General features: G+C 50.1%; 12 protein-coding genes. 5 read left to right on the top strand and 7 right to left on the bottom strand.

Annotated elements, in window-relative coordinates:
• Window positions 1–7 precede the first annotated feature (7 nt).
• A complete protein-coding gene (serC, locus tag Q0372_RS07595; RefSeq protein WP_298104527.1) occupies window positions 8–1084 on the top strand; it encodes a 3-phosphoserine/phosphohydroxythreonine transaminase in 1077 nt (358 codons plus the stop codon).
• A gap of 416 nt (window positions 1085–1500) precedes the next feature.
• A complete protein-coding gene (locus tag Q0372_RS07590) occupies window positions 1501–1740 on the top strand; it encodes a DUF333 domain-containing protein (RefSeq protein ID WP_177388543.1) in 240 nt (79 codons plus the stop codon).
• Between the two features lie 444 nt (window positions 1741–2184).
• Here Q0372_RS07590 and Q0372_RS07585 read toward each other — a convergent pair whose 3' ends face one another.
• Window positions 2185–2871, bottom strand: coding sequence for a hypothetical protein (locus Q0372_RS07585; protein ID WP_298104526.1), 687 nt, complete (start codon window positions 2869–2871; stop codon window positions 2185–2187).
• A 271-nt stretch (window positions 2872–3142) separates the two neighbouring features.
• Between Q0372_RS07585 and Q0372_RS07580 the strand changes: the two genes are divergently transcribed.
• The gene (locus Q0372_RS07580; RefSeq protein WP_298104525.1) at window positions 3143–3367 is read left to right on the top strand and encodes a hypothetical protein; all 225 of its coding nucleotides are present in this window, start codon (window positions 3143–3145) and stop codon (window positions 3365–3367) included.
• Window positions 3368–3533: 166 nt separating this feature from the next.
• Here Q0372_RS07580 and Q0372_RS07575 read toward each other — a convergent pair whose 3' ends face one another.
• The 5 genes from Q0372_RS07575 to Q0372_RS07555 are packed head-to-tail and all read right to left on the bottom strand — an operon-like array spanning window position 3534 to window position 7766.
• Complete coding sequence (locus Q0372_RS07575) at window positions 3534–4037, bottom strand: flavodoxin family protein (RefSeq protein ID WP_298104524.1); 504 nt, start codon at window positions 4035–4037, stop codon at window positions 3534–3536.
• Window positions 4034–5248, bottom strand: a complete 1215-nt coding sequence (locus tag Q0372_RS07570) for a radical SAM protein (RefSeq protein WP_298104522.1) — start codon at window positions 5246–5248, stop codon at window positions 4034–4036. Before Q0372_RS07570 ends, Q0372_RS07575 begins: the two co-directional genes overlap by 4 nt.
• A complete protein-coding gene (locus Q0372_RS07565) occupies window positions 5249–6031 on the bottom strand; it encodes an ABC transporter substrate-binding protein (protein WP_298104520.1) in 783 nt (260 codons plus the stop codon).
• Window positions 6028–6801 carry an ABC transporter ATP-binding protein gene (locus tag Q0372_RS07560; protein ID WP_298104518.1) on the bottom strand — a complete coding sequence of 258 codons (774 nt, stop codon included), beginning with the start codon at window positions 6799–6801 and terminating at the stop codon, window positions 6028–6030. The genes Q0372_RS07565 and Q0372_RS07560 overlap by 4 nt, the downstream gene beginning before the upstream one ends.
• A complete protein-coding gene (locus Q0372_RS07555; protein WP_298104516.1) occupies window positions 6798–7766 on the bottom strand; it encodes an iron ABC transporter permease in 969 nt (322 codons plus the stop codon). The genes Q0372_RS07560 and Q0372_RS07555 overlap by 4 nt, the downstream gene beginning before the upstream one ends.
• Before the next feature lie 557 nt (window positions 7767–8323).
• Here Q0372_RS07555 and Q0372_RS07550 point away from each other — a divergent pair.
• The gene (locus Q0372_RS07550) at window positions 8324–10405 is read left to right on the top strand and encodes a carbon starvation CstA family protein (protein ID WP_298104514.1); all 2082 of its coding nucleotides are present in this window, start codon (window positions 8324–8326) and stop codon (window positions 10403–10405) included.
• Window positions 10392–10607 carry a KCU-star family selenoprotein gene (gene kcuS / locus Q0372_RS07545; RefSeq protein WP_298104511.1) on the top strand — a complete coding sequence of 72 codons (216 nt, stop codon included), beginning with the start codon at window positions 10392–10394 and terminating at the stop codon, window positions 10605–10607. Before Q0372_RS07550 ends, kcuS begins: the two co-directional genes overlap by 14 nt.
• 411 nt (window positions 10608–11018) lie before the next feature.
• On the opposite strand, the gene Q0372_RS07540 is transcribed toward kcuS, so the two are convergent.
• On the bottom strand, window positions 11019–12239 hold the full coding sequence (locus tag Q0372_RS07540) for a hypothetical protein (protein ID WP_298104501.1): 1221 nt from the start codon (window positions 12237–12239) through the stop codon (window positions 11019–11021).
• Window positions 12240–12760: the final 521 nt, after the last annotated feature.

Raw genomic sequence — 12760 nt, 5'->3', positions numbered from 1 at the left:
AGTCAAAATGGATAGAGTAATAAATTTTAGCGCAGGACCTAGCACCATCCCGCTGGGCGTGCTAAAGCAGGCGCAAGAGGAGCTGCTAAACTACGCGGGGCGCGGATTTTCGATAATGGAGATCTCGCACCGCACTAAAATTTTCGAGGAAGTTTTGCATAGCGCGATGAGCCGCGTGCGCGATCTCTATCGCTTTTCGGACGATTTTACGATTTTATTTTTGCAAGGCGGCGCGAGCCTTCAGTTCGCGCAGGTGCCGATGAACCTATACGCAGGCGGCGTCGCAGAATACGCCAACACGGGCAACTGGACGAGCAAAGCGATCAAGGAAGCGGGCGTGCTCGGCATAAACTACCGCGTGGTCGCAAGCAGTGAGGAGAGTAAATTCGACCGCATCCCCGAGGTTAAATTTTCAAAGGGCGCCGATTACGGCTACATCTGCTCAAACAACACTATCTACGGCACGCAGTATTCGCAGCTACCGCAGTGCGCCTGCCCGCTCGTAGTCGATAGCTCGAGCGATCTGTTTTCGCGCCCCGTGGATCTTAGCAGCGTAGGGATGTTTTACGGCGGCATTCAGAAAAACGGCGGGCCAGCTGGCGTCACGATGGTAGCGATCCGCAAGGATCTGCTGGACCGCGCAAATCCCAAAACGCCGATGATCCTGCGCTACAAGACGCAGGCGGACGCGGACTCGATGAGCAACACCCCGAATACCTTTGGAATTTACATGCTAAATTTAATGCTCGGTTGGATCAAGGACGAGATCGGCGGACTTGCGGCGATGCATGAGCGCAACAAGCGCAAAGCGGCGCTACTTTATGGCGCGATCGATGCTAGCGGCGGCTTCTACCGCGGCCACGCGCAAAAAACTAGCCGCAGCCTGATGAACGTGAGCTTTAATATCGCAGATGCCGCGCTTGAGCCCATTTTCGTCGCGCAGGCAGAGGCCGAGGGGATGATCGGGCTTAAAGGACACCGCGTTTTAGGTGGCATCCGCGCCTCGATCTACAACGCGATAAACTACGAAGACGTTGAAAAACTAGTCACTTTTATGAGCGATTTTGCGCGCAAAAACGGCTAGCGGCGGTTAAATTTAAGGGGCTTGAACGCAGCTCGCGCTTATAGACGAGATTGTTTAAGATCCGCGCTTGCCTTGCCGCTGAGCTGGTATTTGCTGCAGCCCTCGCTTTTATAGCCGGTATTTTACGGCAGAAATAGCTTTGATGTGGCTTGTATTTCGCCGCTAGAATTTTATTGAAGGCAAAATTTTATGATGTTAAAATTTTGCATTGGATGAAGTCTGGTGGCTTTGATTTTGCAGCGGCGAGCGGACTTGGCGCTGCTGGGATTTATTAGGTAGGATTTAATATTTAAAACGCTATTATCGGTGTTCGAGGATGGAAGGCGGTTTATTTATGTAGGCGCAGGTTTAGCGTATCTAGCGCCTAAATTTAAGCTTAACCCTAAAAACAGGCAAAATTAAACGAAAGGATTTAAATGAGTTTTAAGAGATTTTTTGCAGTAGCGCTTGCGGTGGGCGCTTTCGCTTCGGTGAGCGCAGAGGCTAGCGCTGCTGGGGATTTTTGTATCAAAAATGGTGGCGAGCTGATCGTCCGCAAAGACGGCAACGGCGTGGATTACACCGTTTGTAAGCTGCCTGACGGCACTATGATCGACGCTGAAGAATTTTATAAAACAGGCGGCGATTTGAGTAAATTTAAGAGCGTAAATCGATAGAATTTTATCGCTTGCGAGATTTGCAGCAGCGAAATTCCATAAAATTCTGCGTCAAAATTCCTCTTTAAAATTTAGATGAATTCTAACTAACAAGCGTTAGCGCAAGTAAATTATTTGGGTACCTCATACAAAGTGAGGGCAGCAGAGTGATGGAAAAAATTCAATTATCCAAACGTCAACGATGTGTTGAGATTTTGCTCTAGTAAGGTGCTGAAAGCGGCGGCTACGCAAAGCAGAAACATTTAAGTGATTTGACGCGACGCATAGGAAACCTACTAGATTGCTTGATTAGGACGCAGATTTTTTGGATATGCGATAAGCGTTTGTGCCCATACTTGCTGAACTTAAATTTTAGCCATTTGTGAGCGTTGCTCACTTTATTGTTTAAAAGGCTCAAATTTTAACTGCTTGCGAGCGCTCATTCGCTTCCTTGCCTGCGTAAATTTAGCGCGTGAAAACCACGACCTCGCCGCGCTCAAACGAGATCTGTCGTCCCGCTAGATACAGCTCGAAGTAGGGCTTCAAAAAGCCCTCCTGCGGCCTTTGCGCGTAGTTTGGATACTGCAAGTACGCAGGTAGCAGGTAGTCGCAGTTGATCGAATAGTACGCCTCGCCGAGCACCCATAGCTTCGTATCGAGTTTAGGCGTATCTATCATCCACTCCGTTATCACCTCATAGACGGCGTGTGCAAGCTCATATTTGTTATGCGCGAAATCAAAACCTTCCTGCACGCGAGCGGATTTTATCTGCTCAAGCATCTTTAAAAGCTCGCTCTTGCCTAGAAATTCTGCGAAAATTTTTAAATTTCGAACGTACGCTAAAGCTAGGCTCTTAAGCGCTTCGTCGTTAAATTTTGGATCTTGCGGCGGGCAAAAATACCCGGGCGCCACGCCTTGATCGAACGCTTCTCGCGTCTGCTGCGCCGTGACTGCGTAGATCGGCATTATGCGCGCTTGCAGCTCGGTGCCGTTTTGCAGCGGCGCGAACACCGCCCGCGTGCCCGCACCGTCAGGCATGAAGCACTGAAAAAGCCCGTAAAGCTTATCCTGTAGATCGATCTCTTCGCAATCTAAGCTTAAATTTAGCCCCGCAGCCTCGTTAATGCGACTAGCGTACTCGAGATTCGTCATTTTCGCCCCTTTAAATTTTGACCGTCAAAGCATTTGGGTGGAATTTTACCTAAATTTTACGCATTTGCCGAATTAAAATTTATGCGCGATGAGACTTTTGTAGAATTTAAAATTTAGCGGTTCGGTTTGGATTTGGTACAGCGACAAAGCAGGTGGAGCTATGAGCGGCGACGGATTGCCGTGCAGGTGGTTAGCAGCGTATGGGTTGTCACGCGGCGGGAGGACGGCGCCCGACAGCGGCGCCTACGGCATGTGACGACAGGAGTAGCCGATGATCGTGACCGCAACGCTCGCAGGCTACTTGTTTGCAGAAGCGAATTTTTCAAGTTCAGGCCGTCGCAAAATGGCGGGCGGTGTATTGGATGATGGCGGCGCTCGCAGACCGGTCGCTTACAAAAGCGGGGCTTTTGCGTTAAGAGCGCGCATTGCGGCGCAAGGTCAGCGGCATTATTTGATCCGTTGCGCGCGAGATGAAATTTTATCGTTTAAATTCTAGAGCAAGATTTGCACCTGCAGCGGCAAATTTTCTTATAGGAATGAAATTTGTCGTTCAAATTTAGCAAAGATAAAATTTTAAATCGTGTAAATCGCGAGGGGGGACGGGTAATGATTTGATTTCGTTCGCATCGCACAGTATTTAGGCGATACGACGCGATTAAATTTTACTTTATCCCCGCAAATGCTGCTTTTGCGTCCGCCAGATCCTTCTCGTCGGGGTGTTTCGCAGCCTCTGCCCAGCGCGCAAGTCGCTCGGGGGTAATAGGGTGGGGCGAGTTACCGCTAGCCGCCATTTTGCGCATCGTTTCAAGTAGATTCGGATCGATCGCGCCCTGGCAGGCAAACTCCCTTACAATCTCGTTGCCGTTTGCTTTAAGCCCCTCTTCAAAGGTATCCAGGCACTTGCGCGAGTGCTCGCCGTCCGGCTCCGCGCCTAGAGTCATGAAAACGCCAAGCTTCTTGCCGTGAATCTTGCGTAAAAAGCGCATAAATTTCGCTTCGGCTTCGCCCTTATCGACGTAAAAGCCCAAGGCTATGAAGTCGTAATCATCGACCTCGCCTTCAAAGTCGCGGAAATTTAGACTCTCGCAGCCCAGTTGCTCGGCGATCGCGTCGCCCACCTTTTTCGTGTTACCCGTTTGTGAGGTGTAAAGCACGATTTTTTTCATACAAAATCCTTTTTCATAATGTTTGCTATCTCTTCGTTGATGTTGTTGCCCCAAAAAATTCCGTCCAAGTTTAAGACTGATTTTTCATCCTTAAGCTCCAAAAGCCCCCAGCTCTCAAATTCTTTGAGCTTTTGCACCGCTTCGTCGTAAATATTCGCACTTAGGGCCTCTTTTAGCTCGTTTAAGCTTACGATCGGGTATTGAAACAGATTGTTTAGCACGCTATATTTTGTCTCGCGCTCATCGATTCGCGAGATCATCTTGTGTCCCGACACGCCGTAAATTCCGAAGCCCGCTACGTGTCCGCCCGCGCCGTTGCCGATAGGTAGGATATCCGTGCCCTTGTGGCTTAGCTTGATGTAGCCGTAGTTATCGCGCCCTTTTCGAGCAAGTTTGGTAAGCTCCAAATCCTCGAAATTCCCGCTTTGCAGTAGCGCCTCTGCAAAGGCATGGTGCAGCTTTTTATCAGTCGGCAGATCGTAGTAGGAGGTGTCGATCTTTTTGGATAGCTCCGAGCCTTCGAAAAACATCAGCGAGTAAAAGCTAGCGCTATCTAGACCTAGCTCATTTACGTAGCGCGCGTCTGCGATCGCTTCCTCCACGCTTTCGTTCGGGAAGTTGTAGATGATGTCGCAGCAGAGCATGCCGTCAAATTTTTCTCTAAGATCCTTTAGTCGCTCGATTGCGCGAGCGGGCTTATGCACGCGGTTTAAAAGCGCGCGCCCCTGTCTGCTGAAGGTCTGCACGCCGATGCTAAAGCGGTTTACGCCGAAGCTTTGTAGAGCGAGCGCTTTTTGCGTATCTAGATTATGTAGCGTGGTTTCTATGCTGATCTCGCAGTCGTCCGCGATCTTGAAATTTTTATGCAGCGCGCCCAGAACCTTTTCAAAGTGCGCTTCGCTAAATACGCTCGGCGTGCCGCCGCCGAAGTAGATACTTTTGACGCTTTTGGTGTCGAAGTAGGGCATCTCGCCGTAGTCTTTGATCTGGCGGATCAAAAATTTAGCGTATTCGTCCAGCTCGTCGCCGAGTTTGGAGCGCATCATCGAACAAAACGAGCAGATGTTGTCGCAAAAGGGCACGTGCAGATAGATCACGCAATCGCTGTCTTTCGCGGGCTGCTCCAGCGCGTCGAACAACTCGTTTTCGCTCGCGGAGACGCTCTCGAAGAGTTTGGAGCGGTGGTGGGTTTTAATGCGTTCTTTAAACATCTATTTGGCCGCCTTTGCGTAAATTTCATCCACCGTCTCGCCGATCTGCGGGCTGCCCCGCAAGATGAGCGTCGGGGCCTTTAAAATTTTGCCCGATTTTGCCGCTTTGGTGTTGCTAAGGATCGGATTTGCTTTTAAAAAATCCTCCGTCTCGCCGCCTACGATGACCATAATATCGGGGTTTTGCTCTAAGATGTATTCGGCAGATACCGCGGGCGTGCTGCCCTTTAGGCCGTCCGCGATGTTTTTGGTGCCTAGGCGAGCGAAAATGTCGCCGATGAGGGTTTTGTCATTGAAAGCCATAGTGGCGTTTGAGCCGAAAAATAGCGCTACTTTTTTGCCGCGAAGAGCGGGTTTGTCTGCAAAAATTCCATCCATCTGAGCGCAAATTTTATCCGCCTCACTCTCTTTTTTTACGATAGTCGCGATGGTTTTTACGTTTTTGCAGATATCTGCGGTGGAGTTTGCATCCATCGCAAGGCTCTTAAGTCCCAGCTTTTGCAGATTCTCGCTAACGCCTGCGGAGTGGAAGCTTGTGATAACCAGATCAGGCTTGAGCTCGACGATCTTTTCCATATTCGGCTTGACGTAGGTGCCTACGCTCGGTAGTTTCGCGGTTTCTGCCTCCGGGCGGATCTTGCTCATCGAAGTGGTGGCGATCGCAGCGATCTGATCCTGCGCGCCTAAAGCGTAGATGATCTCGACTGCGGCGGGATCGAGCACTACCAGGCCTTTAGCAAGTGCAAAACTCGCCGAAAGCAAAGCTATAAGAATTTTTTTCACATTTTCTCCTTTTGCGGTAAGATAAATTTAGTTCCTAAATTTTCGACTATCAGGGCGTCAAAGCCGTAAATTTCTTTTATGATCTGCGGCGTAAAAAGCTCGCTCGCGCTGCCGCGATACCTCACTACGCCATCTTTTAGCATCAAAATTTCATCGCAAAACAGCGAGGCTAAATTTAGATCGTGCAGCACGATGACGCTAGTTAAATTTAGCGTTTTGGTTAAATTTTCGCAGATCTTCATCGCCTCGATAGCGTAGTTCATATCAAGCGCGCCCGTGGGCTCATCGAGCAGTAAAATTTCAGGCTCGCTGACGAGTGCCCTAGCAAGTAGCACGCGCCCAAACTCCCCGCCGCTTAGCTCAAATGCGCTACGCTCTAGGAATTTTTTCACATCCAAAAGCTCTGCCGTTTGCTCCACTTTAGCGTGATCGCTCGCATCGTAGCCGCTAAAGGCGCTTTTTAATCGGCAAAATCTGCCCGCAAGCAAAATTTCTTTCACGCTAAGCGGCGCGGCGAGGGCCGTTTTTTGCGGTACGAAGCCGATGAGCGCCGCAAGCTCTTTAAGGCTATATTCGCTCGCCTTTTTGCCGTTTATTTCGATGATCCCGCTTGCAGGCTTTAAAATTTGCAATATGTTTTTTAGCAAAGTGCTCTTGCCACAGCCGTTAGGGCCTAAAATCCCGTAAAATTTCCCCCGTTTTAAATTCAGACATACGTCTTGCAGGATCGCTCGCTTGCCGTAGCTGAAGGTTAGCGCCGAAATTTTCATGCATGCTTCCTAAACGCAAGGTATAAGAAAAATGGCGCGCCGAAAAAGGAGGTCACCACGCCGATCGGAATTTCTACCGGCGAGAGGGCGTTTTTAGCGATTACGTCGCAAAAAACCAAAAAAACTCCGCCGGTAAGCGCGCTAGCGGGGATCAGCACGGCGTTGCTCGCCGTATGAAGCGCCATGCGAAGCGTGTGCGGAATGATGAGCCCCACGAAGCCTATCATCCCCGTAAATGCGACCGAAAAGCCGATGATGAGCGAGGAGACGATGAGTAGGCTCTTTTTGGACTTCTCGACGTTGAGCCCCAGCGACTTCGCCTCCTCGTCGCCGTTTAAGATGATATTTAGCTCGTGGCGCTTTGCGTAAAAATACGCCATGCAAAACAGCAGCGGCGGCAGTAAAAGTGCGATCTTTTGCCAGTTTGCGCCGCCTAAATAGCCCATCATCCACGCCGTAATCCTAAAGCTGTCCTCTCCGATGAGATAGACCGCGAAGGATGTAAATGCGCCCAAAAACGACGATACGGCGATACCTACGATCAGCAGAGTCGAGATCGAACGGGTGTGGGCTGCGAGCTTAAAGATCACGAGTGAAAGTCCGCTGGCGGCCAAAAACGCGAAAATTCCGTAAAAAATGTCGCTAAGCCCCAGCAGGTAGGCTATGACCGCGCCGAAGGTCGCTGCCGAGGCGATACCGATGATGTAGGGATCCGCAAGCGGGTTTAAAAACACACTTTGCACAACCACCCCCGAAGTTGCCAACAGCGCGCCTATTAAAATTCCAAGCACGAGGCGCGGCAGGCGCATTTGCAGCAAGATGAGCTGTTTGGTTTCGTCTATCTCGCCGAAGGTGAAAAATTTTACGATGTCGCCTAGCGAAATGCTCGCCCCACCGCTACTTACGGCTACTAAAGCAAGCAATATGAAAGCTGCGATTAGAAAGAGATAAAATTTAAAGCTCATAGCTCACCAGGCGAACTATACGCGCAGATTTCGTCGCGGCGGATATTTTTAAAATTTAAGCGGCGTCGGGAATTTATGCGCGCGGAATTTATGAAATTCTCGCGGCTGGCGCAATTATTTTTGAAGCTTGCATAGCTTTTGATATCAGCGCGAAAAAGTACGTAGCCGCACACCTGATTCGGCATAAATTTCCTCCTAAAAGTATTCGCGATTTTTATTAAGAAATTAAAATCGTTATCATGGGATTTTATCGCTTGATTTCTTAAACCGCGATAAATCCCGTAACGGTCAAGAGTTGTGAGGACTAAATTCAGGGCGATTAAGTATTAAAATTTTGCGCGCCACTAAGCCGCCTCTTTAAATTTGAAATTCAAAATTTAGGCATTAAATTTAGACGCCGAAAGAGCCCTTTTTAATTTTGTAATTCAGCTTAAATTATAAAAACGTCGATAAAATACGCGCTAAATTTTATTTAACGAGTCCCGCTTAAAAGGCGCGAGCCGTTTTGTTAAAACGACATACTGCCCAAGCCGCTCGCTAAGTTTTAAGGAGTGAGTATGAAATTTTGGCAAAAGATCCTTTGGGCGGCGGTCGCCGTCATAGGGGCGTGGTGTTTCGCCGTACTTGCGCTAAATAAAGGCGAGAGTATCAGTGCCGTCTGGCTCGTAGTAGCCAGCGCGTGCATCTATCTGATCGGATACACCTTCTACGGGCGCTTTATTGCGTATTGCGTCTTTGAGCTGAACGATCGCCGCGCAACTCCTGCGGTGATCCGAAACGACGGGCGAGATTACGTCCCTACGAACAAATACGTCCTTTTCGGGCACCATTTCGCCGCTATCGCTGGCGCCGGACCGCTCGTAGGTCCAGTAGTGGCCGCACAGATGGGCTATCTGCCAGGCACTATTTGGCTTTTGGTAGGCGTCGTGCTCGCAGGTGCGGTGCATGACTTTATCGTGCTCGTGCTCTCCACGCGACGCGGCGGCAAGAGCCTCGGCGAGATGATCAAAGATGAGATGGGCAAGCTCACCGGCGGCATCGCGATGATCGGGATTTTTTTCATCATGCTGATCATCGTGGCGATTTTGGCGATGGTCGTCGTAAAGGCGCTCGCGAACTCGCCGTGGGGGCTTTTTACGATCGCGATGACGATACCGATCGCCATATTTATGGGAGTTTATATGAGGTTTTTGCGCCCGGGCAAGGTCAGCGAGGCATCGATCATCGGCTTTGTTTTGCTGATGCTTGCGCTTTGGGGCGGGCATTACGTCTCGATCGATCCGTACTGGCACGACGTTTTTTCGCTAAAGGGCGAGACGCTCGCGCTTCTTACGATCGGCTACGGCTTTATCGCGGCGATTTTGCCCGTGTGGCTGCTGCTCGCGCCGCGCGATTATCTAAGTACTTTCCTTAAGCTCGGCGTCATCATCGGCATGGCGGTCGCGATAATTTTCGTCGCACCCGAGCTTAAAATGCCCGCTACGACGAAATTTATCGACGGCACGGGTCCCGTTTTTGCAGGCCCAATATTTCCGTTTTTGTTTATCACTATCGCATGCGGCGCGATCTCGGGCTTTCACGCGCTGATCTCCAGCGGCACGACGCCGAAGATGCTCGAGCGCGAAACCCACACTCTTTTCATCGGCTACGGCTCGATGCTTATGGAGAGCCTCGTGGGCGTAATGGCGCTCGTATCGGCGTGCATCCTAAGCCCGGGCGAATACTTCGCTATCAACTCGCCTGCTGCGGTGCTGGGCAAAGACGCGGTAAGCGCCGCGGCGTATATAAGCTCTATCGGATTTAGCATTACGCCCGATCAGATCGGTACCTTGGCTTCAAACGTCGGCGAAACCACGATGATGAGCCGCACGGGCGGCGCTCCTACCTTTGCGATGGGGCTAACGATGCTACTGCATCAGATCATCGGCGGCAAGGAGCTGATGGCGTTTTGGTACCATTTTGCGATCTTATTTGAAGCGCTGTTTATTCTGACCGCGGTCGATGCGGGCACGCGCACGGGGCGCTTTATGGTGCAAGAAATTTTAGGCAACGTCTATAAGCCATTCTCCGATACTAAAAATTCCCTCTACGGCATCATCGCGACGCTGATCTGCGTGGCGGGCTGGGGCTATCTGCTCTACAGCGGCGTTACCGATCCTATGGGCGGAATTTACACGCTGTGGCCGCTTTTCGGCGCGTCCAATCAGATGCTCGCGGGCATCGCGCTGCTGCTCGCTACGGTGGTGCTTTTTAAAATGGGCAAGCAAAAATACGCCTTCGTTACGATCGCTCCTGCGATTTGGGTGCTTATAACCACGCTTTATGCGGCGATCTTGAAGCTAATGCCGGCTAACGGTGAGCGCGTGCACGACGCGGTAAGCCACGTGGCTATCGCGCAAAATACCGCCGCCAAGCTCGCTAGCCTGAGCGATCCTACCGCGATAGAAAAGGCACAGGCTATCATCAGAAATAACGTCATCGACGCCGTGCTATGCGCTCTTTTCGTCGTAGTCACGATCATAGTCATCGTCCAAACGATCCGAATGTGCCTTAAAATTTCAAAGGGCGGCGCAAGCGAGGGGTATTTTAAACTGGCAGAAAGCGAGCACATAGATAGGGGCGTTTATGAAAAAGCTTAAATTTAATCCGCTCGCAGCCCTGAAGGCCGTGGCAAAATTTTTGGCGCGCGCGGATGCCGCACTTGCGCCGCTCATCGGGCTCGGCGATTACGAGGGCTATCTGCGCCATTTCAGAAGCGCTCATCCTGACGAAATCCCGCTAAGTAGGGCGGAATTTTTCCGCGCGATGCAAGACAGCAAGGCAAAAAACGTCAAGTGCTGATAGCGGCGAAAGGGCGCGGTCGCGCCGTACAAATCGTCGTTGATCTGAAATTTTAAATTTGATAGGGTGCGGGCGCGCCGTACTCAGCGCCGTAGAATTTGAAATTTAGAACGCACCGCTCGAGATAAAATTTTGCGAATGCCTTTTGAATAGCGCTTTAAATTTGCTAGCACTTAGGGCGTTAAGATTTGTCCTTGTCATTGTGCCCTATTCATCGCCGACCCGCGATTTTTTTGCAACGATCTCGCCTCTGCATGTCGTAGAATTTTTAAACGGGTATTTGCCGCGTCTTGGTAGAATTCTATATAAAATTTTTGCAAAATTTTTAGCAAACCTGCCTTAATTAAAGGCGCGAAATCATAGCTGCAAATTTTAAATCAGGAATATGTGCGTGCTTGAATGGACTATGGCTTAGATCTCATAGCAGGTTAAAATTTGCTCCGCATCCTCGTCGTAGGCGTTATCGACTAGTACGAGATCGCGGGCGCGCTCGGGTGTGCGATGCCTGCGTTTTTCATTTTTACCGGGAGCGAGGAGTGAATATTCAAGGTTTTCGATGCCGCGGTCGCCTTCGGGCGCTAAATTTTGCTCGGCAAATGCGCCCTTCTGCTTCGCTTCGTATTTTGTGCTCGCAGCCCGGCAAGAAGCAGCCGTAACGACGCCTAAAATTCTCGCACCCTTTTGTTTAAATTTATGCGTCAACACGGACTTTGCCGCGAGGTATTGGACCTGCTCGCCGAGTTTAAATTTAAAGGGCTCGTCGTACTCAAATTTATCCGTCGCTTCGCATCCGGATTTGCTCGCCTTGCCCTGTGTAAATTCGCCCGAGCCGCCGCGATTAAATTCGTCCGCTTCGTCGCATCTAAATTTCTCGGCTTTATCGTGCGCAAATTTGCCCGAGTCGTCGTGCTCGCCGCTCTCGAGGTCGCCCGTTTTGCCGTGCTCGAAGCCGTCCGCCTCTCTACGCAGATCAAGAACCCTCAGCTCATTCGGCTCGTTTATAAAGTGCCCGCGCCAGCCGTCCGGTCCATCCGTCGCAAGCTCGAATCTATCGAAATCAAAGTCCAGTTTCACGCGGAATTTAACGTTAAAATTTGCATCCGTAAAAACTAGCTCGTTAGCACCCTCTATTTCGCCGTTTTCGCCAGCCTCGCCCGCGCGAATGCAATATCCGCCTTCTACGCCCTGCACCTGCGCCATAGGGCAAGTTTTAGCAATGATTTTAAGCTCGCAACCGCTTAAATTTAAGCGGTAAATTTGACCCGAACGCGTAAAAATCAAGAAATTTAACTCATCTTGCTTAAAAATCGCCGTGCAGCCCTTTAATCGCTTTCGCATGCCCGCCTGCGTCTTAAAATCGTAAATAAAAAGCGTATCGTCGGTCGCCGTAATAGCCTTTTTATCGCCGCCCTTGCTACTTAGCGCGATAAAATTGCCGTATTTTAGCACGCCCTTCTTGTGCTTTGAGATGAGCGCGAGATCCGCGGCGTTAAATTTATAAATCGTGTCTATAAAGCCCAAAACTACGAGCGTGCGGCCGTCATCGTCAAAGGTCGCGGCACGGGTAAAATCGCGGAAAGGCGCGCCGGCTAGCTGCTTGCCGCTTTCGAGCGAGAATTTTCTAAGCTTCATCTGCTTTTGCTCGTCGTTATCGCCTACGTAAAATGCGCGATCGCCCTTTATCAGGACGTTTTGCTGATATCGCGAAGTCTGTTTTGAAGCCTACTTTGCCATAAAATTTTCATCCGTCGCTCCTTTTGTCTGCGCGTAAAGAACACAGCGCGATTTATCGCTTTTAATTTGCGCTAGCGGTTTTTCAGCGCGCATGCTAATACTTGAATTATTGCTTTTAAATTTACGCTATTTGCGCGGCGCTCGGTACCGATTTAATCGACATTTTAGCCGTGCTTTGCGGGCAAATTTATCCGCGTAGCGTTTGGACCGGGCTAGAAAGAAATTTAACCGCGCGCTATTTGAGCGAAACCACAAAATTAGCCTCGCAAATTTAGATCATTTTTTCGGTTTATTTTCTTTGATATAGTCCACGGCGATACGCTGGCAGGCGATCTTGTCGTTCTTTTCGAGGCATAAAGTCTCCAGCTCCTCACGGCTGAAATTTTTGTAATCTTTGATCGTCTTTTTGCCGCCGCCTC

The sequence above is a fragment of the uncultured Campylobacter sp. genome, from assembly GCF_937997405.1.
Classification (GTDB): Bacteria; Campylobacterota; Campylobacteria; order Campylobacterales; family Campylobacteraceae; genus Campylobacter_B.
This window is presented reverse-complemented; position numbering and strand designations above follow the sequence as displayed.

Excerpts from the sequence above, each read along its gene's own strand:
- Q0372_RS07575 (WP_298104524.1), bottom strand. The coding sequence starts at position 4,037 with ATGAAAAAAATCGTGCTTTACACCTCACAAACGGGTAACACGAAAAAG.
- Q0372_RS07550 (WP_298104514.1), top strand. The coding sequence starts at position 8,324 with ATGAAATTTTGGCAAAAGATCCTTTGGGCGGCGGTCGCCGTCATAGGG.
- Q0372_RS07570 (WP_298104522.1), bottom strand. The coding sequence starts at position 5,248 with ATGTTTAAAGAACGCATTAAAACCCACCACCGCTCCAAACTCTTCGAG.
- serC (WP_298104527.1), top strand. The coding sequence starts at position 8 with ATGGATAGAGTAATAAATTTTAGCGCAGGACCTAGCACCATCCCGCTG.
- Q0372_RS07555 (WP_298104516.1), bottom strand. The coding sequence starts at position 7,766 with ATGAGCTTTAAATTTTATCTCTTTCTAATCGCAGCTTTCATATTGCTT.
- Q0372_RS07585 (WP_298104526.1), bottom strand. The coding sequence starts at position 2,871 with ATGACGAATCTCGAGTACGCTAGTCGCATTAACGAGGCTGCGGGGCTA.
- Q0372_RS07590 (WP_177388543.1), top strand. The coding sequence starts at position 1,501 with ATGAGTTTTAAGAGATTTTTTGCAGTAGCGCTTGCGGTGGGCGCTTTC.
- Q0372_RS07540 (WP_298104501.1), bottom strand. The coding sequence starts at position 12,239 with ATGAAGCTTAGAAAATTCTCGCTCGAAAGCGGCAAGCAGCTAGCCGGC.
- Q0372_RS07580 (WP_298104525.1), top strand. The coding sequence starts at position 3,143 with ATGATCGTGACCGCAACGCTCGCAGGCTACTTGTTTGCAGAAGCGAAT.
- kcuS (WP_298104511.1), top strand. The coding sequence starts at position 10,392 with ATGAAAAAGCTTAAATTTAATCCGCTCGCAGCCCTGAAGGCCGTGGCA.
- Q0372_RS07560 (WP_298104518.1), bottom strand. The coding sequence starts at position 6,801 with ATGAAAATTTCGGCGCTAACCTTCAGCTACGGCAAGCGAGCGATCCTG.